The organism is Pseudomonas sp. IB20 (assembly GCF_009707325.1).
Classification (GTDB): Bacteria; Pseudomonadota; Gammaproteobacteria; order Pseudomonadales; family Pseudomonadaceae; genus Aquipseudomonas.
In genome coordinates this window covers 4,979,006-5,004,799 of the sequence record NZ_CP046103.1, presented here as the reverse complement: position 1 = coordinate 5,004,799, position 25,794 = coordinate 4,979,006, and the positions used below count along the sequence as shown (strand labels likewise).

At 60.4% G+C, this 25,794-nt stretch carries 27 protein-coding genes and 1 pseudogene; 16 read left to right on the top strand and 12 right to left on the bottom strand.

Annotated elements, in window-relative coordinates:
• Positions 1-84 precede the first annotated feature (84 nt).
• The 4 genes from GJU48_RS23410 to GJU48_RS23395 all read left to right on the top strand — a co-directional run bounded on the left by GJU48_RS23410 (position 85) and on the right by GJU48_RS23395 (position 4,192).
• Positions 85-1,179: a polyamine ABC transporter substrate-binding protein gene (locus GJU48_RS23410; protein ID WP_094948829.1), complete on the top strand. Its 1,095-nt coding sequence runs from the start codon at positions 85-87 to the stop codon at positions 1,177-1,179.
• Positions 1,180-1,251: 72 nt separating this feature from the next.
• Positions 1,252-2,394, top strand: a complete 1,143-nt coding sequence (locus GJU48_RS23405) for an ABC transporter ATP-binding protein (protein ID WP_094948830.1) — start codon at positions 1,252-1,254, stop codon at positions 2,392-2,394.
• Entirely contained in the window at positions 2,391-3,311 is a 921-nt protein-coding gene (locus tag GJU48_RS23400) for an ABC transporter permease subunit (protein ID WP_094948831.1), read from the top strand. Before GJU48_RS23405 ends, GJU48_RS23400 begins: the two co-directional genes overlap by 4 nt.
• The gene (locus GJU48_RS23395) at positions 3,308-4,192 is read left to right on the top strand and encodes an ABC transporter permease subunit (protein WP_083356229.1); all 885 of its coding nucleotides are present in this window, start codon (positions 3,308-3,310) and stop codon (positions 4,190-4,192) included. Before GJU48_RS23400 ends, GJU48_RS23395 begins: the two co-directional genes overlap by 4 nt.
• Positions 4,193-4,317: 125 nt before the next feature.
• On the opposite strand, the gene GJU48_RS23390 is transcribed toward GJU48_RS23395, so the two are convergent.
• Positions 4,318-4,959, bottom strand: a complete 642-nt coding sequence (locus GJU48_RS23390; RefSeq protein WP_094949232.1) for an HD domain-containing protein — start codon at positions 4,957-4,959, stop codon at positions 4,318-4,320.
• Positions 4,960-5,230: 271 nt separating this feature from the next.
• On the opposite strand from GJU48_RS23390, the gene GJU48_RS23385 reads away from it, so the two are divergent.
• The gene (locus GJU48_RS23385; protein WP_094949231.1) at positions 5,231-6,196 is read left to right on the top strand and encodes a GlxA family transcriptional regulator; all 966 of its coding nucleotides are present in this window, start codon (positions 5,231-5,233) and stop codon (positions 6,194-6,196) included.
• Here GJU48_RS23385 and GJU48_RS23380 read toward each other — a convergent pair.
• Positions 6,174-6,527, bottom strand: a complete 354-nt coding sequence (locus tag GJU48_RS23380) for a carboxymuconolactone decarboxylase family protein (protein WP_083356232.1) — start codon at positions 6,525-6,527, stop codon at positions 6,174-6,176. The genes GJU48_RS23385 and GJU48_RS23380 overlap by 23 nt on opposite strands.
• A 99-nt stretch (positions 6,528-6,626) precedes the next feature.
• Between GJU48_RS23380 and GJU48_RS23375 the strand changes: the two genes are divergently transcribed.
• Entirely contained in the window at positions 6,627-7,529 is a 903-nt protein-coding gene (locus GJU48_RS23375) for an AraC family transcriptional regulator (RefSeq protein ID WP_094949230.1), read from the top strand.
• Positions 7,530-7,660: 131 nt separating this feature from the next.
• On the opposite strand, the gene GJU48_RS23370 is transcribed toward GJU48_RS23375, so the two are convergent.
• On the bottom strand, positions 7,661-10,015 hold the full coding sequence (locus tag GJU48_RS23370; RefSeq protein ID WP_094949229.1) for a penicillin acylase family protein: 2,355 nt from the start codon (positions 10,013-10,015) through the stop codon (positions 7,661-7,663).
• 167 nt (positions 10,016-10,182) lie between these two features.
• Between GJU48_RS23370 and GJU48_RS23365 the strand changes: the two genes are divergently transcribed.
• Complete coding sequence (locus tag GJU48_RS23365) at positions 10,183-11,289, top strand: GNAT family N-acetyltransferase (RefSeq protein WP_094949228.1); 1,107 nt, start codon at positions 10,183-10,185, stop codon at positions 11,287-11,289.
• Positions 11,286-12,164, top strand: coding sequence for a hypothetical protein (locus tag GJU48_RS23360; RefSeq protein WP_094949227.1), 879 nt, complete (start codon positions 11,286-11,288; stop codon positions 12,162-12,164). The genes GJU48_RS23365 and GJU48_RS23360 overlap by 4 nt, the downstream gene beginning before the upstream one ends.
• Here GJU48_RS23360 and GJU48_RS23355 read toward each other — a convergent pair.
• The 4 genes from GJU48_RS23355 to GJU48_RS23340 form a co-directional block, all read right to left on the bottom strand.
• On the bottom strand, positions 12,142-13,365 hold the full coding sequence (locus GJU48_RS23355) for a DegT/DnrJ/EryC1/StrS family aminotransferase (protein WP_094949226.1): 1,224 nt from the start codon (positions 13,363-13,365) through the stop codon (positions 12,142-12,144). The two genes, GJU48_RS23360 and GJU48_RS23355, sit on opposite strands and share 23 nt — an antisense overlap.
• Positions 13,362-13,775, bottom strand: coding sequence for a DMT family transporter (locus GJU48_RS23350; RefSeq protein WP_094949225.1), 414 nt, complete (start codon positions 13,773-13,775; stop codon positions 13,362-13,364). The genes GJU48_RS23355 and GJU48_RS23350 overlap by 4 nt, the downstream gene beginning before the upstream one ends.
• On the bottom strand, positions 13,775-14,131 hold the full coding sequence (locus GJU48_RS23345) for an EamA family transporter (RefSeq protein WP_094949224.1): 357 nt from the start codon (positions 14,129-14,131) through the stop codon (positions 13,775-13,777). Before GJU48_RS23345 ends, GJU48_RS23350 begins: the two co-directional genes overlap by 1 nt.
• A gap of 90 nt (positions 14,132-14,221) precedes the next feature.
• Entirely contained in the window at positions 14,222-14,800 is a 579-nt protein-coding gene (locus tag GJU48_RS23340) for a DUF6436 domain-containing protein (protein ID WP_094949223.1), read from the bottom strand.
• A gap of 99 nt (positions 14,801-14,899) precedes the next feature.
• On the opposite strand from GJU48_RS23340, the gene GJU48_RS23335 reads away from it, so the two are divergent.
• A complete protein-coding gene (locus tag GJU48_RS23335) occupies positions 14,900-15,841 on the top strand; it encodes an alpha/beta hydrolase (protein WP_094949222.1) in 942 nt (313 codons plus the stop codon).
• A gap of 7 nt (positions 15,842-15,848) precedes the next feature.
• Here the strand turns inward: GJU48_RS23335 and GJU48_RS23330 are convergent, their stop codons facing one another.
• The gene (locus GJU48_RS23330) at positions 15,849-16,601 is read right to left on the bottom strand and encodes a DUF2059 domain-containing protein (RefSeq protein WP_094949221.1); all 753 of its coding nucleotides are present in this window, start codon (positions 16,599-16,601) and stop codon (positions 15,849-15,851) included.
• A 131-nt stretch (positions 16,602-16,732) separates the two neighbouring features.
• On the opposite strand from GJU48_RS23330, the gene GJU48_RS23325 reads away from it, so the two are divergent.
• Complete coding sequence (locus tag GJU48_RS23325) at positions 16,733-17,365, top strand: 2OG-Fe(II) oxygenase (protein WP_094949220.1); 633 nt, start codon at positions 16,733-16,735, stop codon at positions 17,363-17,365.
• 2 nt (positions 17,366-17,367) lie between these two features.
• A complete protein-coding gene (locus GJU48_RS23320) occupies positions 17,368-17,853 on the top strand; it encodes a DUF523 domain-containing protein (RefSeq protein WP_094949219.1) in 486 nt (161 codons plus the stop codon).
• 54 nt (positions 17,854-17,907) lie between these two features.
• Here GJU48_RS23320 and GJU48_RS23315 read toward each other — a convergent pair whose 3' ends face one another.
• A complete protein-coding gene (locus GJU48_RS23315; RefSeq protein WP_094949218.1) occupies positions 17,908-18,393 on the bottom strand; it encodes a transporter substrate-binding domain-containing protein in 486 nt (161 codons plus the stop codon).
• Between the two features lie 134 nt (positions 18,394-18,527).
• On the opposite strand from GJU48_RS23315, the gene GJU48_RS23310 reads away from it, so the two are divergent.
• Entirely contained in the window at positions 18,528-18,968 is a 441-nt protein-coding gene (locus GJU48_RS23310; RefSeq protein WP_094949217.1) for a DUF4399 domain-containing protein, read from the top strand.
• A 67-nt stretch (positions 18,969-19,035) separates the two neighbouring features.
• Here the strand turns inward: GJU48_RS23310 and serA are convergent, their stop codons facing one another.
• Complete coding sequence (gene serA / locus GJU48_RS23305) at positions 19,036-20,265, bottom strand: phosphoglycerate dehydrogenase (RefSeq protein WP_010167810.1); 1,230 nt, start codon at positions 20,263-20,265, stop codon at positions 19,036-19,038.
• Positions 20,266-20,490: 225 nt separating this feature from the next.
• On the opposite strand from serA, the gene GJU48_RS23300 reads away from it, so the two are divergent.
• From GJU48_RS23300 to GJU48_RS23285, 4 genes are all read left to right on the top strand, one after another.
• Positions 20,491-21,885, top strand: a complete 1,395-nt coding sequence (locus GJU48_RS23300) for an FAD-binding oxidoreductase (RefSeq protein WP_094949216.1) — start codon at positions 20,491-20,493, stop codon at positions 21,883-21,885.
• Positions 21,886-21,907: 22 nt separating this feature from the next.
• Positions 21,908-22,573 carry a fumarylacetoacetate hydrolase family protein gene (locus GJU48_RS23295; RefSeq protein WP_094949215.1) on the top strand — a complete coding sequence of 222 codons (666 nt, stop codon included), beginning with the start codon at positions 21,908-21,910 and terminating at the stop codon, positions 22,571-22,573.
• Between the two features lie 241 nt (positions 22,574-22,814).
• Positions 22,815-23,738 carry an SdiA-regulated domain-containing protein gene (locus tag GJU48_RS23290; protein WP_094949213.1) on the top strand — a complete coding sequence of 308 codons (924 nt, stop codon included), beginning with the start codon at positions 22,815-22,817 and terminating at the stop codon, positions 23,736-23,738.
• Between the two features lie 120 nt (positions 23,739-23,858).
• Entirely contained in the window at positions 23,859-24,767 is a 909-nt protein-coding gene (locus tag GJU48_RS23285) for an SdiA-regulated domain-containing protein (protein WP_094949212.1), read from the top strand.
• Here GJU48_RS23285 and GJU48_RS25420 read toward each other — a convergent pair.
• Positions 24,768-24,887: pseudogene (locus tag GJU48_RS25420) on the bottom strand (hypothetical protein); the annotation flags it as partial. It lies immediately after the preceding gene.
• A 183-nt stretch (positions 24,888-25,070) separates the two neighbouring features.
• Positions 25,071-25,742 (bottom strand): ribose-5-phosphate isomerase RpiA, encoded by a 672-nt coding sequence (gene rpiA, locus GJU48_RS23280; RefSeq protein WP_094949210.1) that lies wholly within the window; start codon positions 25,740-25,742, stop codon positions 25,071-25,073.
• Positions 25,743-25,794: the final 52 nt, after the last annotated feature.

Sequence of the window (25,794 nt, the reverse complement as noted above, 5' to 3'; positions counted from 1 at the left end):
GGATCGGTTTATCGAGGGTAAGTTGCGCGCCGGTTTTGTTGCCGGGCAACAACTTTGGGCCCAACTATTTAAGAGGACCTCCACTTGCCAATTTCTTTATTTCGCAAAGCCATGCTGGTGGGTGCAGGTATCACGCTGGCTGTGAGCGTGCAGGCCGCACCGACGGTGCATATTTATAACTGGTCGGACTACATTGGCCCGGACACCCTGGTCAACTTTGAAAAGGCCACCGGCATCAAGCCTGTGTATGACGTGTTTGATTCCAACGAGACCCTGGAAGGCAAGTTGCTCGCCGGGCGTACCGGTTACGACGTGGTCGTGCCGTCCAACCACTTCCTCGGCAAGCAGATCAAGGCCGGGGCGTTCCAGAAGCTCGACAAGTCATTGCTGACTAACTATTCCAACCTCGACCCGGTGCTGCTCAAGCGTCTGGAAAAGAATGATCCGGGTAACCAGTACGCCGTGCCGTACCTGTGGGGTACCAACGGCATCGGTTACAACGTCGACAAAGTCAAAGAGGTGCTGGGCGTCGATCACATCGATTCCTGGGCTGTGCTGTTCGAACCGGAAAACATGAAGAAGCTGGCCACCTGCGGCGTCTCGTTCATGGACTCGGCGGATGAAATGCTGCCGGCGGTGCTCAACTACATGGGCTTGAACCCTAACAGCACTAACCCCGAAGACTACAAAAAGGCCGAAGAGAAGTTGCTGAAAGTGCGGCCCTACGTGACCTATTTCCACTCGTCCAAATACATCTCGGACCTGGCCAACGGCAACATCTGCGTGGCGGCGGGTTTCTCCGGTGATGTGTTCCAGGCCAAGGCCCGCGCAAGCGAAGCCGGCAAGGGGGTGAACATCGCCTACACGATTCCGAAAGAAGGCGGCAATTTGTGGTTTGACGTACTGGCGATTCCCGCGGACGCCGCCAACGTCAAAGAGGCCCACGCCTTCATCAACTATTTACTGCAACCTGAGGTGATCGCTCAGGTCAGTGATCAAGTCGGTTACGCCAACCCTAACCCAGGGGCGGACAAACTGATGGAGCAATCGATACGCACTGACGCAGCGGTTTACCCACCGCAGGCGGTTCTCGACCGGACGTTTGTCAACTTCGAGCTACCCCCGAAAGTGCAACGTTTGATGACCCGTAGCTGGACCAAGGTCAAGACGGGCAAGTAAGGCTTAAAGCTCAAACTATCCAAGGTTTCGCCCGTATTGGGTGAACCTCAAATTTTGTTGGGAGTTTCGTAAATGGCAGTTGCCTCCGGCGCCTATAAGAAAGCCCTCGAGGGCGACCAGACACCGAAAAAGGTGCTGGTCAAAATCGACCGGGTCACGAAGAAGTTCGACGAGACGATTGCCGTGGACGATGTGTCCCTGGAAATCAAAAAAGGCGAGATCTTCGCCTTGCTCGGCGGTTCGGGTTCGGGCAAATCCACCTTGCTGCGCATGCTCGCAGGCTTCGAGCGCCCAACGGAAGGTCGCATTTACCTCGACGGTGTGGACATCACCGACATGCCGCCGTACGAGCGGCCGATCAACATGATGTTCCAGTCCTACGCCTTGTTCCCGCACATGACCGTGGCGCAGAACATCGCCTTCGGCCTGCAACAGGACAAGATCTCCAAGGCTGAAGTCGACGCCCGCGTGGCCGAGATGCTCAAGCTGGTGCAGATGAGCCAGTACGCCAAACGCAAGCCGCATCAGCTGTCTGGCGGTCAACGTCAGCGTGTGGCGTTGGCGCGTTCCCTGGCCAAACGCCCGAAACTGCTGCTGCTCGATGAGCCGATGGGCGCACTCGACAAGAAGCTGCGTTCGCAGATGCAGCTGGAGCTGGTGGAGATCATCGAGCGCGTGGGCGTGACCTGCGTGATGGTGACCCACGACCAGGAAGAGGCCATGACCATGGCCGAGCGCATCGCGATCATGCACCTGGGCTGGATCGCCCAGATCGGCAGCCCGATCGACATCTACGAAACGCCTACCAGCCGCCTGGTGTGTGAGTTCATCGGCAACGTGAACATCTTCGACACCCAAGTGGTGGACGACGCCGAAGGCCACGCGGTGCTCAAGTGCACGGACCTGGACCGCGACATCTACGTGGGCTACGGCATCGCTACCTCGGTGGAAGACAAGTCGGTGACTTACGCCATCCGCCCGGAAAAGCTGCTGGTCACCACTGAAATGCCGACCTGCGAACACAACTGGTCCAGCGGCAAGGTGCATGACATCGCCTACCTGGGCGGCCACTCGGTGTTCTACGTGGAATTGCCGAGCGGCAAGCTGGTGCAGTCCTTTGTCGCCAACGCCGAACGCCGTGGCCAGCGCCCAACCTGGGGTGATCAGGTGTACGTGTGGTGGGAAGACGACAGCGGCGTGGTACTTCGCTCATGAATATGAAGAAGTTCAAGCGGCGCTTGGATCGCATAATCCCCAGTGGCAAGCAGGTGGTCATTGGGATTCCTTTCCTGTGGCTGTTCCTGTTTTTCGCACTGCCGTTTTTCATCGTATTGAAAATCAGCTTTGCCGAAGCCGATGTGGCGATACCGCCGTACACCGAGATCTACACCTACGTTGAGCAGAAGCTGCAACTGGTGCTGAACCTGGCGAACTACAGTTTGCTGGCGGGCGATGAGCTGTATATCGCCGCGTACCTGGGCTCGCTGAAGATGGCGTTTTTCAGCACGCTGTTGTGTCTGCTGATCGGTTACCCGATGGCCTACGCCATTGCCAGCGCGCGTAAAGAGATACAGACGGTGCTGGTGCTGCTGATCATGATGCCGACCTGGACCGCGATCCTGATTCGCGTGTATGCGTGGATGGGCATCCTCAGCAACAACGGTTTGCTCAACAGCTTTCTGATGTCCATCGGCTTGATCAACGAACCGCTGCAGATCCTCAACACCAACATCGCGGTGTACATCGGCGTGGTCTATTCGTACCTGCCGTTCATGATCCTGCCGCTGTATGCCAACCTGGTGAAGCATGACCAGAGCCTGCTGGAAGCCGCGTCCGACCTGGGCTCGAGCACCTTCAACAGCTTCTGGAAGATCACCGTGCCGCTGTCCAAGAACGGCATCATCGCCGGCTGCATGCTGGTGTTCATTCCAGTGGTGGGCGAGTTCGTGATCCCGGAACTGCTCGGCGGGCCGGAAACCCTGATGATCGGTAAAGTGTTGTGGCAAGAATTCTTCAACAACCGTGACTGGCCGGTGGCGTCTGCCCTGGCGGTGGTGATGCTGGCGATCCTGATTGTGCCGATCATCCTGTTCAACCGCAGCCAAGCCAAAGAGCTGGAGGGCAAGATATGAAGCGCTTCAGTTTCTCGAGTTTTATGCTGGTGGCGGGGTTGTTGTTTATCTACCTGCCGATGCTGATCCTGGTGATCTACTCGTTCAACGAATCCAAGCTGGTGACGGTGTGGGGCGGTTGGTCGATCAAGTGGTACGTGGGCCTGTTGGACAACACCCAACTGATGGGCTCGGTGGCCCGCTCCCTGGAAATCGCCTGCTACACGGCGGTGGCCGCCGTAGCGCTGGGTACGTTGGCGGCGTTCGTGCTGACGCGCATCAGCCAGTTCAAGGGCCGCACGCTGTTCGGCGGCTTGGTGACGGCGCCGCTGGTAATGCCTGAGGTGATCACCGGTCTGTCGCTGTTGCTGCTGTTCGTGGCCATGGCGCAGATGATCGGTTGGCCGCAGGAACGTGGCATTGTCACCATCTGGATCGCCCACACCACGTTCTGTGCGGCGTATGTGGCGGTGGTGGTGTCGGCGCGCTTGCGTGAGCTGGACTTGTCGATCGAAGAAGCGGCCATGGACCTCGGTGCGCGGCCGTGGAAGGTGTTCTTCTTGATCACCATCCCGATGATCGCACCGTCGTTGGCGGCGGGCGGCATGATGTCGTTCGCGCTGTCGCTGGATGACCTGGTACTCGCCAGCTTCGTGTCGGGCCCGGGCTCGACCACCTTGCCGATGGAAGTGTTCTCGGCGGTGCGTCTTGGGGTTAAACCTGAGATCAACGCCGTGGCCAGCTTGATCCTGTTGGCGGTGTCGCTGGTGACCTTCCTGGTGTGGTTCTTCAGCCGTCGTGCTGAAGAGCACCGCAAGAAAGCCATCCAGCAAGCGATTGAAGAAGCCGCGGCCGATGGCTGGCAGCAGCCGGACAAGCGCCGGGCGGCTGCACCGGTTTAACTGCCGGAGTGGGATGAAAAATGTGGGAGCTGGCTTGCCTGCGATAGCGGTGTGAGTCGCAAGTCGACTGGCAGGGCCTCATCGCAGGCACGCCAGCTCCCACAGTTGATTGCATTCCAAGTCAACTAGGCAGCCCACGGCGACTTACGAATCACCTCCACAAAATTCATCGGCTTGAACCCCGGCTCCTGATCCACCAGCACATCCGTCTTCACGTTGCCAAACGTGGTCTGCGGGCGATGGCGCAAGCCGTCGGCAAACGCGCAGATGATGCACTCCTTGAACCCCTCACCACGTGGATGCGCATGCACCACGGCTTCGCGCTGCACGCTGGTAAAGGCGGCGTAGTCCATGCCCAGCACGTCCATCTCGACACCGGCGGTCACCAGCGCCACGGTGGGGCGCAGATGCTGCGGCACGCCCGGCGTGGTGTGCAGGGCGATCGACAACCACACTTGCTCGATATCGTCATCACTCAGCCCGTACGGCTTTAGGAACGCGGCGGCGGCGTTGGCGCCGTCCACTTCGAAACGTTCGTTGTCACTGCGATGGCCTTCAACCAGGCCCAGGTCATTGAACATCGCGCCGACGTAAAGCAGCTCCGGGTTGTAGGCCAATTGTTTGCGTTCGCCGCTCAACGCACCGAACAGGAACACCCGGCGGGAGTGGTGGTAGAGCAGGTCGGATTCGACGTCGCGGATGTATTCGGTGGTGGCCTTGGCCAGGGCGCTGTCCGGGATCTGGATGCCGGCGATGGTGGGGCTCATGGTCGTTCTCCTCAAGCAAGCGCCGGTGGGGCGCCGATGAGTGAAGTCTGGTCGCGCGCTCGCGACGGGGCTATTGCCGCGAGGGTGCGATCCCGGCCAATGTGCCTCGATATCGCGCCAGATGCGGTCAAATGTGGGCGCTGGCTTGCCTGCGATGCTGGCGACTCGGTCTGTCAGTTAGACTGGAGTGATGCGATCGCAGCGATGCGGCGACCCGACAAGCCAGCTCCCACAGGGGGTTTATGTTCTTCCAGTAGAAGGTGAGTTGTTCATGGGCAAAACCGTCGCCATCCTGATCTTCCCCGGCGTCCAGTCACTGGACGTGACCGGCCCCATGGATGTGTTTTGCGAGGCCAACCGTTTCCTGCCGCCCGAAGACCATTACCAACTCGAAGTGATCGGCCTGGGCCACGGCACCATGGCGGCCTCCAACGGCTTGTCGTTGCAGGCCCACCGGCATTACAGCGAAGCCCTGAGCGCCTACGACCTGCTGCTGGTCGCCGGCGGCCCGCAATTGCCCTTCGAAAATTTCGGCGCGGCGTTTGATGCTTGGCTATGCGACGCCACCGCCCGAGCGCAGCGCTTCGGCTCGATCTGCAACGGCGCCTTCATGCTGGCCCGCGCCGGGTTACTGAATGGCAAAACCGTCACCACCCATTGGAACGATGCCGCTGACCTGGCGCGCTTGTGCCCCTTGGCCCAAGTCGACGCCGACCGCCTCTACGTGCAGGACGGCAACCTCTACACCTCGGCGGGTGTCACGGCGGGCATCGATCTGTCGCTGTTTCTACTGGCCCAGGACCACGGCGCGGAAGTCGCGCTGAGCGTGGCCAAGCGCCTGGTGGTGTTCACCCAGCGTGCGGGCGGGCAGTCGCAGTTCAGCCCCTTCCTCACACCCCACGCCGAAAGCACCTCGGCGGTGGCGCTGGTGCAGTTGTACGTGCTGGCGAACCTGACCGGGGATTTGACCATCGCCGACCTGGCCAGGGCGGCCAATATGAGTGCGCGCAATTTCTCTCGCGTGTTTGCCCGTGAGGCGCGCATCACCCCGGCGGAGTTTGTCGAGCGGGCGCGGGTGGACGCGGCGCGGGTGATGCTCGAAAGCAGCCCCGCGCCGCTCAAGACCGTGGCCTACCAATGCGGGTTTCGCGATGCCCAGCACATGCGCAGCGTGTTCAACCGCCGGCTGGGCGTGACGCCGCAGCAGTTCAGGCTTAACTTTGCGGCGCTGGTTTGAGCGTGTCGTAGGCTTCCAGGGCGCGCAGTGAGTAGATATATGCCGCGCCCGCGTTCATGGAAATTGCGGTGGCCAGGGTCGCGGCCACTTCCTCGCGGGTCGCGCCGGCTTTGATCGCCGCATCCGCATGCACGCCGATGCAGCCGTCACAGCGCGTGGTGATAGCCACGGCGATGGAAATCAGCTCACGGGTCTTGGCGTCGAGCACGTTGTTTTCCTCGGCAGCCTCGTCCAACGCCATGTACGCTTTGACCATCTTCGGGTTGCTCTTGCCCAGCGCGCCAAAGGCTTTCTTTACGGTAGGCAGCAAGTCGGACCAGTTATTGAACATTGCGGTAACTCCTGAACAGGTTGGGTGTGAAGCCAGTCTGTGCTGTTCGGGGTTAGGGGCATTGTTCAATCCGCTCATCTTTTTGACCGATGTTCGCAAATGAATTCGATCGACACCCTTATCAAGATGGCCAACCTGCGCGGCAGCCTGGATTTGCGTTGCCAGTTCCAGGGCGACTGGGCGCTGGATCACACGCCGGAGAATTTGGGCGTGGCGCCGTATCACATTGTGCTCAGCGGCACCTGCCGCGCCGAGTTAACGAGCGGGCAGCACGTAACGCTGGGGGAGGGCGATATCCTGCTGATGCCCGGTGGCGCCACCCATTTGTTGCGCAGTCCAGGTTCACGCATCCAGCCGATGCCACCGACGGTGATTGAGGGCGGTTTACTTCCGGTTCATCGCCTGGGTGGCGAACGGGTGGACTTGGACATGCTCTGCGGCAGCTTTCACTACAACCGGCAGTCGTTGTTGTTTGCCGCGTTGCCGGAGTATCTGGTGGTGTCCAGTCGGCAGTGGCAGGGCGATGGGCAATTGGCTGCGTTGATTGCTTTGTTGCGCAGCGAAGCGGATGGGCAACAACTGGGCGCCCGCTCGTTTATCGATGCACTGTCGTCGGCCTTGTTCACCCTGATCCTGCGCACCTGGCTGACCCTTCAGGCGCCGGTGGCCGGCACCTTCGCCTTGCTCGCCGACAAGCGCCTGAGCAAGGCCTGGCAGGCGATGCTGGCCGAGCCCGGCCATGAATGGACCATCGACAGCCTGGCCTTGGTTGCGACGATGTCGCGAGCGACCTTCATGCGTACCTTTGTGAAGGTGGCGGGTGTATCCCCGTGGGTGCTGCTGACCCAGTTGCGTATGGAGTTGGCGTTCAATCTGCTGCACCAGTCACGCCTGAGCCTGATGGATATCGCCGCCCAGGTGGGTTATCAGTCCCAGGCAGCGTTCAGCAAGAAGTTCAAGGAAACCTACGGCGAGGCGCCGGGGCGCCTGAGGGCGCGGTAGCCGTCACAACCAAGATCAAATGGGTGAGCTGGTTTGCCCTGCGATGGTGGTGCGTCAGTCGACAGATGAGTCGACAGACATGGCCTCATCGCAGGCAAGCCAGCTCCCCCATTGACCGGGTTTCCAGGCGGTTATCTGGCAGGCAGTAATTTCAGCGTGCCCCGCGTATTCGCCGTCACTTCCTCATCACTGAAATGCGCCTGCTCGTACCCGCCTTCAATGTAGGTTTCCGCTTGGTCGCCATAGTGCGAGTCAAACGGCACACCGCTTTGCCCCACCGGGTTGATGGTCAGTGCGTGGGCCGGGTCGGCGAAGTCGATCAGGCGGCGGGTCGATGGGCCGTAGGTCACCGGCCACGGCGCGGGGCCAATCATGGCTGTCTGGTTGTTCGGTACTTCGTGGCTGCCAGGGGCGGGGAAGGGGCCGACGTTGAAGACTATATCCAGCGGCTTCTGCATACCCAGCGGGTGGCCGTGGGTCAGGGTGTGCGCCTTGCCCCACTGCCATTGAGTCGGGTCATCACCGAAGGTGGCTTTGAGGTGTGTCAGGCTGTTGTCCCAGGCGAGCTTGACCGTGTCGGCGCGCTTGCCGTCCCACCAGGGCGAGTCCGGCGAGGCGGCCAGGCGTGGCAGGGCGGCATCGATCACCCGCGTAGTCAGCAGGGTCTTGAACATGGCATCGCCCAGTTTCGGGTGGAAGGCCGCGTCGGCGAGGTTGAACAGGAACTGGTTGAACAGCGTGGCGCTGGTGGAATCCAGCGGGTAGTCACCCTTCCAGCTTGCAAGCTGCTCCACCAGTTTCAACTGTGCCGGGTCCTTGACCACCTCGCGCAGCACCGGCAACAGCGGCGCCAGCAGGCGTGGGCCGTAGGCGGTGGTGGTGCCCAACTGCAAGGCCTGGCTGTTGGTCACGTCCCACTTCACGCTTTTGTCGCTCAGTTGCGTGTTCAACTGCTGGCCACGGTCGGCGAGGTTGTAGTAACCGGGGATTTCCATGCCGGTGGGCGAGACCGGCTGGGCATTGGCCGACACCACATAACCGCGCGCCGGGTTTTCTTCCTGGGGGTTGGCGCTGAATGGGTAGAAGCCCAGCTTGTCGGCCTGGGCGGTGCTGCCATCGAGAATAAAACCGGCATTCACCCCCGCCGGGCGGATTGGCAACTGCGCCGCCGCCCACCAGCCGATGTCGCCCTTGGCATTCGCCCACACAATGTTCAGGCCCGGCGCCGAGACCTTGGCCGCTGCCGCGCGGGCCTTGGCCAACGTGTCGGCGCGGTTGAGCTGGTAGAAACCTTCAAGGATCGGGTTTTCGGTGCCCAGGAACGCCCACCACATCGCGATCGGCGTCTTGCCGGCATTTTCGCCGAGCACGTCATTGATGATTGGGCCGTGGGGCGATTGGCGCAGCGTCAGCGTCACCGGCGCCTGGCCCTTGACCGCGATCTGCTGCTCGCTGCTGGTCATGTCGACCCATTGGTCGTGGTACCAGACTTGGTTGGGGTTGTCCGGGTTGACCTTTTCGGCGATCAAGTCGAGGTCGTCGTTCTGGAACATGGTCAGGCTCCAGCCGAAATCCAGGTTGTGGCCCAGGAACGCTACCGGCACCAGCGCGTTGTGATAGCCGTAGAGCTCAAAGCCCGGCGCCGACAACTGCGCCTCGTACCACACCGACGGCACCGAGAAGCGAATATGCGGATCGCCCGCCAGCAATGGCTTGCCACTTTTGGTGCGGCTGCCGCTGATGGCCCAGGCGTTGCTGCCTTCGAACTGCGGCAAACCGTTGTCGGCCAGGGCCTGATCGCTCAACGAGGCGAGGGCGCCGAGGGTTTTCCAGTCGCTGGCGGCAAGGTTGAGCGCGCCTTTGGTCTGCCAGTCCAGGTCGAAGACTTTCAGGTAATCGCTGCCCAGCTGGTCGCGTACGTAAGTCAGCAGCGGCTCGGTACGAAATGCGGCGGCAAAGCTGTAGGCCATGTACCCGGCAACGCTGATGGTGTCCTCGGCAGTGAACGGTCGCTTGGCAATGCCCAGCACGTCGAACTCCATCGGGCTGGCGTGGCTGTCCTGATACTGGTTGATTCCGTCCAGATAGGCTTGCAAGGCCTTCCATGCCTTGGAGTCGTGGTCGGTGTGTTCCACGTAACTCAAGGCACGCTCGCGAATACGCAGGCTGCGAAACAGCTTGTCGGTGCTCAGCAGCTTGGGGCCGAGCACTTCAGCCAGTTCACCACGGGCCAGGCGCCGCATGATCTCCATTTGGAACAGCCGGTCCTGGGCATGCACGTAGCCCAGGGCGCGATACAGGTCGGTCTCGTTCTCGGCGCGGATGTGCGGCACGCCACGGTCGTCGTAACGCACCGTGACCGAACCTTGCAGGTTGGCCAGTGTTTCGGTGCCCTGGCGGGTCGGTTGCTTGCTGTAGACATACCAGCCGGCGCCAGCCAAGAGGGCGGCAATCAGCAGAGCGAGCACGGTCAGGCTGCGTTTCATGGACGATCCTTGGTCATTCGCCTTTTAGGTCAACGGAGTCTAATAGGTTTGGTGAGGGCTGAGGGAAATGCTGATAACGCGCCCGATGTGCCTCGCCGACAGCCGAGGTTCAAGTGACCGGCAAGTCAAAAGGCTAGTATTGCGCTGTCATCTATGAGCTTTTTTCCATGACTTGCGCCACGCAACCATTGCCAGAACCCAGCCGCGCCGAGGCGACTTACGCGTGCTGCTTGGAAGCGCAATCGCTGATCAAGCGCTTTTTGCAGCACCCGCCGGAGGGCTTCGACGCCCGGCTATCCGAGCAGGGCCTGCCGTATTTTTTCACGCCATTCGACCTGTTGACCACCGCCGACGATGGGTTCGAGCAGCGCGTTCGCAACTGGCCGGGGTATCGGTTTTGGCGTTCGTGGCTGCGTATCGACAGCTGCTTCGTGGGCACTACCGTCAGTGAGTACTCGCCGTTTCCCCAAGGCGTGTCGCCCCAGGACCTCGCGCAGTGGCTGCAATATGAATGTGCACCGCAGCGCAAACTCACCGTGATCAAAGACGTGCCGTACAACTCACCGTTGCTCAGCGACGCGGACAACCTTTACGCGCAAGCCTTGATCGACGATTGCACCCGGCGTGGCTTCATCAGCCTGGAAGGCCAGGCGCTGGCCTATGTGCCGATCAACTTCACCAGCATCGACGAATACTTGGCGCGCTTGTCCCACAGCCGTCGGCGCAATATCCGGCGCAAACTGCGCAGTCGTGAAGCGATGCGCGTGGAAGTCCTGGAGACCGGCGATGCGCGCTTCAACGATGACGCCTGGCTCACGCACTTGTACGGGCTGTACAAGGCGGTGTACGACCAGAGCGAGATCCACTTTGACCTGCTCACCCCTGAATTTTTCCGTGGCTTGTTCCGCGACGCCAGCAGCAATGGGCGCGTGTTCTGCTACTGGCACTGCGATGAACTGATCGGCTACAACCTGTGCTACGTGGAAGGCGACAAGCTGCTCGACAAGTACATCGGCCTCAATTACCCGCTGGCGCTGGAATTCAACCTGTACTTCGTCAGTTGGTTTGTAAACCTTGAGTACGCGCTGGCCAATGGGCTGAAGTTTTACGTGGCTGGCTGGACCGACCCACAGGTCAAGGCCAGCCTTGGCGCCGACTTTACCTTCACCCGCCACCTGGTCTGGGTGCGCAACCCGCTGCTGCGCAAGCTGGGCAGTCGGTTCCGCCATCACTTTGAAAGCGATGCCCAGTGGCAACAGGAGCACACCTCATGAGCCTGGCCCGACCGCCGCTGATTCTGGATTTTGATGGCGCCGTCAGTGACATCCCCGGCGCGACCACCTTAGCGCTACAGGCCTGGCAGGAAAAAATCCGCTTCGGCTGCCGGTGGGCGCAGTTCAAGGCGCTGGAGACGGCCCTGCACGCGCAAATGCCCGGTGACTACGGCTGTGTGTTTACCGGCAGTGGCGACTATCACCACCTCAGCCAGTTGTTGCTGAACCGACTGCCAACGCAGCAGAAGTTCCAGCTGATCATTTGCGACAACCACCCCGACAACATGCGTTACCCGTTCGGCATCCATTGCGGCTCGTGGGTCTATTGGGCCAGCCGCTTGCCGCAGGTCGAGCATGTGCATGTGCTGGGCATCGGCTCGCAGGATATCGGCCTGGGCCACGCCTGGGAGAATCACTGGTCGCCGCTGCTCAAGCGCAAGCTGACCTACTGGAACGTCAACGTCGACACGCGCTGGATGAACTGGGTCGGCGCCGGTCGCAGCAATCGCGCCTTCAGCAACCCGGACGATTTGATGCGCGCGTTCTTGGCGCAGTTTGACCGTTCGTTGCCGGTTTACCTGTCCATCGACAAAGACGTGTTGAGCCCCGAGGTGGTGAACACCAACTGGGACCAGGGCGAGTTTCTGGAGCAGCACTTGAACGACCTGATCAGCGCCTGCCATGGCCTGATCATCGGCGCGGACATTACCGGCGACGTGTCGGCGTACCACTATGAAAGCAAGTTCAAGCGTTGGTTGAGTGCTTCCGATGGCCAAGAGGCGCTGCCTGAGGCGCAAGTGCAGATTTGGCAACAGCAACAGAACGCGCTGAATGGCCGTTTGGTGGACCGTATCAATCAGGGCTGGCGACAATAACCTTGAGCTGAGCCAGTACCTGTTCGAAGTGTTCGTCCGTCAGCCAATGGCTGTTGCTGATTGACAGTGTGCGGGCGGCGAAGGCTTGGGCCTGGGTAAGGTCGCCGCCTGGCTGCAACAGCGGGGCCGCCGCCGGATAGTCCGGCAAGGTGTGGATAAACAGGCGGGTCACGCCCAGCCCTGAGGTCCACAGCTGCGCCATCGCCGCATCACGTGTCTGTGCAGACGGCATCATCACCATCAAAAAAGGCCAGGTGCCTTGCTGCCCGGGCCGGTCCATTACCACCGAGACGCCGGGCAAGGCATTTAAGCGTGCTGCACGGCGTAAGGCGCGGGTTTGGCCCTGTTGCAAATAATCCGGCAGGCGCGCCAGCGCGGCGGCCCCGACCTTCTGGCGATAGCCGCCGAGACGGTGCAATGGGATGTCGTTAACCGAAAAGTCGTCGCCCACGGCGGCCACTTCATCGCCTTGGGCCAACGCTTTGCGCAGCGCCTTGCCATACACGTAATACAAGCCACGCGGCTGATAGGCCAGGGCGTAACCCCACAGTTCGGCGCTGCGTTGCAGCTCCCAGCGCAGGCTGAAGGGCAGGTCTTGCCGGCACTGGCGGTGCAGCGCCTGGTGCAACACCGGGTCGCGACTGAACAGCACACCGCCTTCGGCTGTCGTCAGGCCTTTACCCAATGCCAGGCTGAAAAAACCTACGTCGCCTTTGAGCCCAACGCTACGGCCATCGTCAAGGGCGCCCATGGCTTGCGCGGCGTCCTCGATGACTGCCGCACCGACGGCGTCGGCAATACGCTTGGCGGCACCCACATCGGCCACGCGCCCAGCCAGGTGAGTGACCACCACCGCCAGCGTGCTGTCGTCGCACAGGTGCGCCAGTTGCTGTTCATCGAGGTCAATGCTGTTGGGCTGCAAATCACAGGGCACTACTCGCAGCGGCGGGCAGTAATGCGCGGCCAATGCCACCAAGGGGCAGGTGTAGGCGGGCACGATGAGGCGCGTGCGGCCGGGCATACGCTGCTGCAAGGTGCGCAGGGCGATGATCAGCGCAGCGGTGCCGGAGCAGGGCAGCGCCGGCCGTGGAATCGAGAATTGGCGGGCCAGCGAGTCGGCCAGGCCGCCCGAGAAACCGAGTAAATCCCGCCAGCGCAAAGGCAGCCCTGCGGTCGGCGGGATTTCCCATGGGTGTGTCATGACACCGGGGCCTGCGCCGGCTCGACCTCGACCTGTTTGCTCTCTTTGTCTTCGCTGCGCGCCAGGCAGAGGATGCCGGCGATAATCAGCGCGCCACCGATGATTTTAGGCAGGGTCAAGGTGTCATCGAACAGCCACACGGAGATCAGCGTCACACTGATCAACTCCAGGTGGGAAGCCGCAAACGCCGGGCCCACGGGGGCGTATTTGAGCAAGGTCATCCAGGTGAAGAAGGCGCCGATATAGCCCACAAAGGCGCCGTAGATCCACGGTGCGCCAAACACCCGGACCAGCCAGGCGACGTCCATGGTCAGCGGTTCGGCATGCACCGAGGCGAATTTGAAGCTGACCTGCGCCAAAGTGTCGAAAATGATCAGCGCCAGAAAACCCAGGATATAGAAACGTTTCATCATTCAAACCCTACGACAGTCACGCCACAGGCGATCAGCATGATGCCGATCAAGCGCCATTTGCTCAGGTTCTCTTTAAACAGGAAACGCCCGGCAATCATGATCACGACAATATTGATGGAGCCCAGCATCACACCAACCGACAGTGGTACGAGTGTCAGGAACGCCAGCCACAACACGAATTCGAAGACATAACAGATCACGCCCAGCCAGATCCATGGACGCTTGAGCATGTGCTTCCAGTGGGCCAGACCGTCATGTTCGGCGCTGGCTGAGGCGGCGGCTTTAAAGGCCAGCTGGCCGGACGTATCAACGATAACGTTGAGCATCCAGAGGATGATGGTTAACTGGCTCATGTATTCCTACGCTTACAATCTCACTGAAAACGTACGATACAGCAGGCTGTGAATCGGGTAATTGGAGTTTGCCAGTTGAACAGCCTGTGTTCAGTTTGACGCCTTGCTCCACGCGCAATAGCAGCCCACTGCCAGGGTGTGGGTGGCGTCTACTTCGCGTCCGGCCTCAAGGGCTTGCAGGATCGGCTCAATGAAACTGTTGCTGGAATTACACGTGAGCCCTTCGCTATAGGGCCCGAAATACGCGAGCTTGCCCGTGCGATCCCAAATACCCACGGCAGGCGTGGCCGGTACCTGATCGGCGCCGGGCAAGGCGTTGAGGGTTTTCATCTTGCGCAGGTTGTCGGGCAACTGGCCGTGGCTGCCGGCTTTTTGCAGGGCGTAGAACTCGACGCCTTGGGGCGCGTACTGCTCGATCAACTCGCCCAGGTGCTGTTGGTTGCCGACGTTGCACGGGCAGGCCGGGTCCCAGAAGTGCACCAGGCGGATCGGGCCGGGGCCTGAGAGTTCGGCGGGCAGGCGCAGGGCATCGCCGGAGAAGACGGCCGTGTGTTCGCTGAATGCGCGCAAGTAGCGACCCTGGAACCAGTCATACGCCGCCCACAGCACGCCGGCGCAGATGATCAGGGTCAGGCTGGCGAACAAGGCGGAACGGTAGGGCTGTCGCATTCAGAACTATCCTCACAGGTCGCGTAGCTTGCCATGCTTGCCCGGACAGATGAATATCGCAGCTCGATATTCATCTTCACCGCAAGTCTGGAACCTTTTATGCCTGTCAGCTTTGACCCCGATCATCTGCGTGAAAGCTTGCGGCCACTTGTGGACGCGCAACCGCTCAGCGCCGAGGCGCGGGTCTACCAGCGCTTCTACGGGCTGGACCTCGCCGCGCGCAAAGTACCGGCGGTGAGCCGCCTGGGGTGTTTTGAGGTGGACGGCTTTGAGGTTGTCGCCCAAGTGTGGTGGCCGCCTGTGCCTGTGGCGACAATGTTCATGTTTCACGGCTTCTACGACCATATGGGTCTGTACCGCAACGTGGTGGACTGGGCGCTGGACCAAGGCTTCGTGGTCATCGGCTGCGATTTGCCGGGCCATGGCCTGTCGAGCGGCGCACGTGCCAGCATCGACGATTTTGCGGTGTATCAGGACGTGGTGCAGGCGCTGTTCGCCCAAGCCAAGGCGCTGCAACTGCCACAGCCTTGGCACCTGTTCGGGCAAAGCACGGGCGGCGCGGTGGTGGTGGACCATTTGCTCCATCACGGCGCCGACAGCCCGGCGCAGGGCAAGACCTTCCTGCTGTCACCCTTGGTGCGCCCGCGTGCGTGGGGGTGGTCGCAGGTCAGCTATTACCTGCTGCGGCCCTTCGTCAAAGGCATCGCCCGTCGGTTCAGCGAGAACACCAACGACCCTAAGTTCAAGCCGTTCCTGGAAGCTGACCCGCTGCAGCCGCGCCAGTTGCCCACCGCCTGGGTTGGCGCACTGGCGCGCTGGATCAAACGCATCGAAGCCGCCCCGCGCAGCCCGCGGCGGCCGGTGATTGTGCAGGGTGAGGAAGACATGACGGTGGATTGGCAGCACAACTTGCAGGTGCTGCGGGGCAAGTTTGATCAGCCTGAGGTGTTAATGATCCCGCGTGGCAGGCATCACTTGGCGAATGAGATTGCGCAGATTCGTGAGGAATACTTCAAGTACCTCACCGACCATCTGAAGTAGCACATGATTACGGCGCCAGGCTTGAGGTGCTTTGGCCGACCGCCAAGCCTGCGCGAATGGCTGCAAGCGCCGCTTTGTAATACGTCCGACCCTCCGGCGACTCCGCAAACGTGGCGAATTCTTCCAGCTCCGGGTCAGACAAATCCCGATAGACGTACAGCAACGTGTTGTTCAGGTCATTGCCAATCTGCTGCATCAGCCGCTCACGCTGGCCATTCAACATGCCTTGAGCCTGACCACCGCCCAACAGGCCCGGGATCATCTGGCTTAGGCTATCGGCCGCCACACCGGCAATCGCCAAGCTGACTTCCGCGCCGGCTTCACGGGCGGGCAGCGCCTGGGCCAGGTGGCCGATGATCAGGCTGCGGGTGGCGTCGGCTTCGATGTGCGGCAGGCCCTTTGAGTTTTTTGCAAGTTGGTCGCGGCGCGTAGCCAGCAACTCGGCGGCGACAATCTTGCGGCCCAACGGCGATTGGAAAAACGCCAGGGCCGGTTTCGGGTCCGTGAGGTTCTTACGCAATTGCGCTTCGGCGCGTTGGTCCACGGCTTGGGCGGCAAAGCGTTTATTGCTGTTGTCCACCAGCGCCTGGTACACCGCCGGCGGCAGGCTATTGCGGTAGCGTTGCTGGGCGGCACTGAGGGCGTCATTGAAATGCGCACGTTGTTCGGCCCAGCCGGCGACCTTGTACAACTGGTCATGGCCGTCTGCCCACGCGGGCAAAACGCAGAACATCAGCATGGAAAAAAACAAACGACGCATATGGACTCCTGTCAGTCGGCCACTATTGTCCGTGTCGGGCGTAGGATTTGTCGAGAAATCCTATCGGTCACCTGACTAAAGTGTATTCAGACGCTCGGCGGCTCTGTCGGATTCACAGGCGTATGGATACTATGCGCGCCATGCAAATACCCCTTGATCATCCCCTGCTGCAACGCATCGTCGACGACCTGGCCGAAAAAGGTTGGTCGCAGCAGAACGGCTTCCTGCCCCAGGCTCTGACCCTGGAACTGGCGGCTGAGTGCCGTAAACGTGCGGCAGAGGGTGAATTGGCGCCTGCAGCCGTAGGACGCGGCCCGGCCCAGGAGATTCGCGAGGGGATTCGCGGTGACCATATCCAGTGGCTGGAAGAGGGGGATGCCGCAGTCTGCGAGACCTACATGGGCGTGATGGACAGCCTGCGCCAGGCGATGAATCGCGGCCTGTTTCTGGGCCTGGAAGACTTCGAAAGCCATTTCGCGATGTACCCGCCGGGGGCGTTTTACCTCAAGCACGTGGACCGTTTTCGCGACGATGACCGGCGCATGGTCTCGGCCGTGGTGTATTTGAACGATGCCTGGCTGCCCGAGCATGGCGGCCAGTTGCGCATGTACCTCAAGGGCGGCGTCGAACATGACGTGGTGCCCACCGGCGGCAGCCTGGTGGTGTTCCTGTCCGGGGAGGTGCCCCACGAAGTCCTGCCCGCCACGCGCGAACGCCTGTCCCTGACCGGCTGGTTTCGCCGCCGGGGTAACGAGCCTTTTTAACCATGCAAAAGATTCTGATCAGCCGCTGCCTGCTCGGGCACAAGGTGCGCTACGACGGCGGAGCCAGTGGCCCATTTGATCAATTGGCGGCGTGGCAGGCTGAAGGCCGCGTGGTTGCCATCTGCCCGGAAGTGTCGGGCGGTTTGCCCACGCCGCGTCCCTCCGCCGAGATACCGGGCGGGCAGGGCATTGATGTGTGGGAAGGCCGCGCTCAGGTGCTGACCGCAGAGGGCGAAGACTTCAGCGCCGCCTTTCTCGATGGCGCCCGCCAGGCGTTGGCGCTGGTGCAGCGCCATGACATCCGCATCGCCATTCTCAAGGCCAATAGCCCTTCCTGCGGCAACCTGTTGACTTATGACGGCACGTTCACTGGTGTAAAGGTGAGCGGTGAAGGGGTGACGGCGGCGTTGCTCAAGCGTCACGGGGTGTTGGTGTTCAGTGAGCTGGAGCTGTCCGAAGCGGCACGGCATCTCTCAAGCCTTATATAAAAATGGGGCTGCGTCGCTATCGCAGGCAAGCCAGCTCCCACATTGACCGAGTATTTATTCGGCCTTCGTATCGTTCTCAAACCACTTCTGCGCCAGCGCCTTCAGTCGACCATCGGCCTTCACGTGCTGTAATGCCTTGTCCAAGCTGCTTTTGAACGCCGGGTTGCCCTTCTGGAACGGAATAACCAGCTCAGGCTTTTCCCGATAAGGCTCACTGAAATCGAAACGATCCTTCAGCTCGGCAGTCATAGCGATATGGTTGATGGCCACGTCGTACTTGCCGGTTTCCACGCCCGGCAGCAGGTCAGTGTCATCGGTGGTGATAAACGAGGGGCGCACGTCCATTTCCTTCGCCAGTTGCTCGCCCAGTTCCACTTCAAAACCGGTGAGCTTGTCGCCGTCCTTGAAGTTGAATGGCGGCGTGTTGGCCTCCAGGGCGATGCGCAGTTCGCCGCGATCAAACACATCATCGATCAATTCGGCGTGAGCCAATGGGCTCAGAAGGGGCAGTAAAAGTACAAGGCCAGGCGAAAAGCGCATGGTCGCTCCTAAAGAATTCGTCTGTGCGAGGCGCCGATCAGCATCGCTTTGCTATGGTGTTCAGTGCCTTGGACAGCAATTTGTCGCGAAGTTGTCATAACCCTACAGATTTCATAGAAAAACTGGAGAAGCGAATGAAAGCCTTTTTGTCCCGTGCCACCCTGGCCAGCCTGTTGCTGGGTGCTTCGATGCTGGCTACTGCGGCTGACGGTATTCCGCGCAGTGCGCCACCTGAAGGTGCCAAAGTGTTTATCGTGTCGCCAAAAGACGGCGCCACCGTCGATAAAACCTTCACCGTCAAATTCGGCATGGAAGGCCTGCAGCTGGCCCCGGCGACCAGCCAGGACCCAGGCACCGGCCACCACCACCTGCTGATTGACCAGAAAGAGCTGCCGGACGCCAGCGTGCCGATCCCGGCCACCGACACCGTGATCCACTACGGCAAGGCCCAGACCGAAACCCAGCTGACCCTCACCCCAGGCAAGCACACACTGCAACTGGTAGCTGGCGACAAACTGCACATGCAGTTCAACCCTACTGTAGCCTCGAAGGTGATCACGGTTAACGTTAAGTAAGATTTGTTCAGACAAAAAAATGGGAGACCCCTGCGGGCCTCCCATTTTTTATGCAGCGTTTAAAGCCTTAGAACAATACGCGGCTACGAATCGTGCCGTTGATGTGCTGCAGCTTCTCTTGCGCCAGGTCCGAGTACTCGGCGTCGACGTCGATCACCACGTAGCCGACCTTCTCGTTGGTCTGCAGGAACTGACCGGAGATGTTGATGCCGTTTTCCGCGAAGACCTTGTTGATCTCCATCATCACGCCAGGGATGTTCTGGTGGATGTGCAGCAGGCGGTGCTTGCCAGGGTGAGCCGGCAGCGCCACTTCCGGGAAGTTGACGGAAGACACCGACGTACCGTTGTCGCTGTACTTGACCAGTTTTTCCGACACTTCCAGGCCGATGTTGGCTTGGGCTTCAGCGGTGGAACCGCCGATGTGTGGAGTCAGGATCACGTTGTCCAGGCCACGCAGCGGGCTTTCGAAGATGTCGTCGTTGGAGCGTGGCTCCACCGGGAACACGTCGATCGCGGCGCCGATCAGGTGCTTGTCCTTGATCGCGTCGGCCAGGGCGTCCAGCTCAACCACGGTGCCACGTGCAGCGTTGATCAGGATGCCGCCTTTCTTGATGGCGCGGATTTCCTTCTCGCCGATCATCCACTGGGTCTCAGCGGTTTCCGGAACGTGCAGGGTGACGATGTCGGACATGCCCAGCAGCTCGGTCAGGCTCGACACCTGAGTGGCGTTACCCAATGGCAGCTTGGTCAGGGTGTCGTAGAAGAACACCTGCATGCCTAAGCCTTCGGCCAGCACCGACAGTTGAGTGCCGATCGAGCCGTAACCGACGATACCCAGCTTCTTGCCGCGGATTTCGAAAGAGTTGGCCGCGCTTTTGATCCAGCCGCCACGGTGGCAGGAAGCGTTTTTCTCTGGGATACCGCGCAACAGCAGGATGGCCTCGGCCAGCACCAGTTCAGCAACGGAACGGGTGTTGGAGTACGGTGCGTTGAACACCGCGATACCGCGCTCACGTGCAGCGTTAAGGTCGACCTGGTTGGTGCCGATGCAGAAACAGCCGACAGCCACGAGTTTCTTGGCGTGGTCGAAGATCTCTTCGGTCAGCTGAGTGCGGGAGCGAATGCCGATAAAGTGCGCGTCGGCGATCTTTTCCTTTAACTGGGCTTCCGGCAGAGAACTGGTGATGTACTCAATGCTGGAGTACCCAGCGGCTTTCAGTACGTCGACAGCCGATGGGTGGACGCCTTCCAGAAGAAGGAACTTGATCTTGCTCTTATCGAGAGAAGTCTTGCTCATCTGCGTAAACCTGTATCCCGGAGAAAAATGGCAGGGAATCGAGCAGTTAGTGCCTTGAATCAGTGCACAAGAGCTGACCCGGACGGCAGGAAAGCCGTCACCGCAGAACGCCCTTGGGCTCTGTCCTGCGGGGGCGGTATGCTAGCATACGCGCCCCGCTAAACACCTATTCCTGCGACGTGAAGCGTTCTCAGGATGACCATGAATTGTTCGAGAGTTCTGTCGATGACCCATCCTGCCCTGATTGATGAGCTGAAGACCCTGGTTGAGCCTGGCAAAGTGCTGACCGATGCAGACTCCCTGGAGGCTTACGGCAAGGATTGGACCAAGCACTTCGCGCCCGCGCCTAGCGCCATCGTGTTCCCCAAGACCACCGAACAGGTGCAAGCCATCGTGCGTTGGGCCAATGAACACAAGGTGGCACTGGTGCCGTCGGGTGGCCGCACCGGTCTGTCGGCTGCTGCTGTGGCGGCGAATGGCGAAGTGGTCGTGTCGTTCGACTACATGAACCAGATTCTCGGCGTGAACCTCACCGACCGCACCGCCGTGTGCCAGCCGGGCGTGGTCACCAAGCAATTGCAGAACGTCGCCGAAGAGAAAGGCCTGTACTACCCGGTGGACTTCGCTTCGTCGGGTTCGAGCCAGATTGGCGGCAATATCGGTACCAATGCCGGCGGGATCAAGGTGATTCGCTACGGCATGACCCGCAATTGGGTGGCCGGCATGAAAGTGGTCACCGGCAAAGGTGATGTGCTGGAACTGAACCGCGACCTGATCAAGAACGCCACCGGCTACGACATGCGCCAGCTGTTTATCGGCGCCGAAGGCACCCTGGGTTTCGTGGTGGAAGCCACCATGCGCCTGGACCGTGCGCCGAAAAACCTCACCGCCATGGTGCTCGGCACCACTGATTTCGACTCGATCATGCCGGTGCTGCATGCGTTCCAGAGCAAGCTGGACCTGACCGCCTTCGAATTCTTCTCCGACAAAGCCCTGGCCAAAGTCATGGGCCGTGGCGACGTACCCGCGCCGTTCGAAACCGACTGCCCGTTCTACGCGCTGCTGGAATTCGAGGCCACCACCGAAGAAGTTGCCAACCACGCCCTGGAAACCTTCGAGCACTGCGTCGAGCAGGGCTGGGTGCTGGACGGCGTGATGAGCCAAAGCGAAACCCAGCTGCACAACCTGTGGAAACTGCGCGAGTACATCTCCGAGACCATTTCCCACTGGACCCCATACAAGAACGATATTTCGGTCACTGTCTCCAAAGTGCCGGCGTTCTTGAAGGAAATCGACGCGATCGTCGGCGAACACTACCCGGACTTCGAAATTGTCTGGTTCGGCCACATCGGCGACGGCAACCTGCACCTGAACATCCTCAAGCCGGAAAACCTGAGCAAGGACGAGTTCTTCGCCAAATGCGCCACCGTCAACAAGTGGGTGTTCGAAACCGTTCAGAAGTACAACGGCTCGATCTCCGCCGAGCACGGCGTAGGCATGACCAAACGCGATTACCTGACCTACAGCCGCTCACCGGTTGAAATCGAATACATGAAGGCAGTGAAGGCGGTGTTCGACCCTAACGGCATCATGAACCCTGGCAAGATCTTCGCTGTTTAATCGCCCCTGAAGGAGTCGTTCCATGAGCTACCAGCACAAGTATGTCGACGGCACCAACATCCACTTTCCCCTGGGTAAAGTGGTGTGCATCGGGCGTAACTACGCCGAACATGCCAAGGAACTGGACAACCCGGTGCCGACCGAGCCGCTGCTGTTCATCAAACCGGGCAGCTGCGTGGTCGCACTGGAAGGCGGCTTCACCATCCCTACCGAGCGCGGTTCGGTGCATTACGAAGCGGAAATCGCGGTGTTGATCGGCAAGCCCTTGTCGACCAAACCCAGCCGTGAAGAAGTGCTGGACGCCATCTCCGGCTTCGCCCCGGCCCTGGACCTGACCCTGCGCGACAAGCAGGCCGAGCTGAAAGCCAAAGGCCTGCCGTGGGAAATCGCCAAGTCGTTCGACGGCGCCGCTGTGATTGCCCCGTTTGTGGTGAGTAGCACCTTTGCGGACGTGACCGACATCGGCATCCGCCTGACCATCAACGGCCAAGTGCGCCAGGACGGCAACAGCGCGCAGATGCTCAACCCGATCATCCCGATGATCCAGCACATGGCCGGCTGCTTCTCGCTGCAGGCCGGCGACGTGATCCTCACCGGCACCCCGGCGGGTGTGGGGCCGTTGAATGTGGGGGATGAGTTGGTGCTGGAGTTGGCGGGCGTGAGCCGCTTCGAAAGCAGCGTTCGCTAAAGGCTGGATGCAGTTCAAATGTGGGAGCTGGCTTGCCTGCGATGCGGACACCTCGGTGTATCAGTGATACTGAGGTGATGCTATCGCAGGCAAGCCAGCTCCCACATTCGATTGAGTACATCCTCAGAATCCCAGGCTTTTGCATTTTTTTCACACACCATCCGGATAATTCCAGCCTCCTGCGCGCAGGCCTGTTGATCCTGTGCTATCACCTAACGCTGACTTTCCGGAAAAGCGCTCAATGGCCGTGACCTTGCCCACCGCTGCACCCAAGCCCCGTTCACGTTTTGCCCTGCGCTGGTATTCCTGGCTGTTCCTCGCCGGGGCGATTGTGTATGGCGTTGCCTGGCTCATGCACTGGGACGATCGTGGTGCGCTGTGGGTGGCGGAGCGCTTTGAGACGCCGGCCGAACAACAAGCCAGTGTGTGGCTGCCGGACTATCACGCGGTCATCGACGGCAAGTTGCTGCCCGGCATGGAGAAGGACGAGGCTTCGGACCTGGCCTACAACCCGCAGACCAAAACCCTGTTTTCTGTGATGGGCAAAAACCCGTTCCTGGTTGAGTTGAGCCTGCAAGGCGACGTGCTGCGCAAAATGCCGCTCAATGGCTGGAATAACCCGGAAGGCCTGACGGTGATGGAGAATGGCTTGATGGCCATTGTCGATGAGCGCATGCACACGCTCACCGTGGTGACAGTCGATGCCGGCACTCAACAACTGAACATCGCTGACTTCAAGACCTACGACCTCGGCCCGTCCAAGGACCAGAACAAAGCGTTTGAAGGCATCGCCTGGGACAAGCGCAACCAGCAAATCGTACTCGGCGAAGAGCGCCCACCTGCGCTGTTTACCTGGAAAAGCGATGGCGCCACGCTGACAGGCGACAAGCAAAAAGTCGCCAGCACCGAGTTGGACATGCGCAACCTTTCGGCCCTGGATGTCGACCCGCGCACCGGGCACTTGCTGGTGCTGTCGGCCGACTCCCACCTGTTGCTGGAGCTGGATGCAAAGGGCGAGCAAGTGAGCTTCATGACCCTGCTCGGTGGCTTCAACGGCCTCAAGCACACCATCCCGCGTGCGGAAGGCGTGACCATGGATGAGAGCGGCACGTTGTACATGGTCAGTGAGCCGAACCTGTTTTATCGCTTCGAGAAACAGAAATAACTGACGATTACGTCGGATACAGCGCTAGGAGCGTCATTCGCCAGGCAGTCGGCTGCGTTTAAGTTTAAATTCAGACAGGCGTGATATTCATTCGCCACTTTTTGACGTTGAGCTTGCCTGATGCGCCGACTTACCCGCCCCAAACCCGCGTTTTTTTTGGTGTTGCTGATCGCCTTGGTCACCGGCGCGGTGGTCGCACAGCAATTTCGCTTGTTCGAACGCGCGTGGTTCAACTGGCAGGCGTGGGGCCAGCCCGCCAATGAGCGCTCCATCGGCCTGGCCGATTACCGTGTCAGCCTGGAAGCCAAAGTGATCGAAGGCCTCGACGATGACGTCTCGGCACTCACTTACGACCCGGTGCGAAAAAGCCTGTTTACCGTCACCAACAAAAACGCCGAGCTGGTCGAGCTGTCCCTGGACGGCAAGATCTTGCGGCGCATTGCGCTGGTGGGCTTTGGCGATGCCGAGGCGGTGGAGTTCATCAGCGACAACATCTACGTCATCAGCGATGAAGCCCAGCAGCGGCTGATCAAGGTGCATGTGAATGACGACACCCAGTTCCTTGATGCTGCCGACGCAGAGCAGATGACCTTGGGTGTGCACATCGGCGGTAACAAGGGTTTCGAGGGCCTGGCGTATGACTCGGTAGGTAAACGCCTGTTCGTGGCCAAGGAGCGCGACCCGATGCTGATCTACGAGGTCCACGGTTTCCCGCATTTCAAGCCGGAAAAAACCTACTCGGTGCACGTGATCAACAACCCTAAGCGTGATGCCGGGCTGTTTGTGCGCGACCTGTCGAGCTTGCAATACAACGAGCGCAGCGGGCATTTGCTGGCGCTGTCGGATGAGTCGTTTTTGGTGCTGGAGTTGGACATCGACGGTCGCCCGTTAAGCAGCCTTTCTCTGCTCAACGGGCGCCATGGTCTGCAAAAACGTGTGCCCCAGGCCGAAGGTATCGCCATGGACGATGACGGCAGCTTGTACCTGGTCAGCGAGCCTAACCTGTTTTACGTGTTCAAAAAGCCCTGATCAAAACATCCACTGCACACCCAGCGAATAGCCGGTCTGGCTGCCTTCGGCATGCCCAAGGCGGCTGTTCACCTCGGCGTAAACGCCCAACTGCGGGGTGATCGCCAGTTGGCTGCCGAGGCTTGGCGCACGATTTTGGAGGGGGATGCTGCGAAAAGTAGCGTTTTTGTTACATGGATCTTTCGGACAATGGAATCAAATGTGGGAACTGCGGTGCGGTGTGTCAGTTAAACCGAGGCGATGCTATCGCAGGCAAGTCGAATCGTCGCACCGCAGCTCCCACACAAAGCCAGGCGGTGAGCTTTAGGCCTTGAGGGTTTTCACGCCTTCAGAGGTGCCCAGCAGCAACACATCAGCCGGGCGCGCGGCGAACAAACCGTTAGTCACCACACCGACGATCGCATTGATCTGGGTTTCCAGCTCCACCGGGTTGGTGATCTGCAGGTTGAACACGTCGATGATGATGTTGCCGTTATCGGTCAACACGCCTTCGCGGTACACCGGGTCGCCGCCCAGTTTCACCAGCTCGCGGGCCACGTGGCTGCGGGCCATCGGGATCACTTCCACCGGCAGCGGGAACGCGCCGAGTACCGGCACCAGCTTGCTGGCGTCGGCGATGCAGATAAAGGTCTTGGCCACGGCCGCGACGATCTTCTCGCGGGTCAGGGCTGCGCCGCCGCCTTTGATCAGGTTCAGGTGCTCGTCGCTTTCATCGGCGCCGTCGACGTAGAACTCCAGGTCGCTCACGGTATTGAGCTCGTACACCGGAATGCCATGGCCCTTGAGGCGCGCGGCGGTGGCTTCGGAGCTGGCCACGGCGCCGTCAAACGCGCCCTTGTGCAGGGCCAGCGCATCGATAAAGCAGTTGGCGGTGGAGCCGGTGCCGACGCCGACGATGCTTTTGTCGTCGAGTTTAGGAAGGATTAAATCGACGGCGGCCTGGGCCACTGCCTGTTTGAGTTGATCCTGGGTCATGCGGGCTCCGGAACGGGCGGGGAATTATCGAGGGCGGCGAGTATAACCCAAC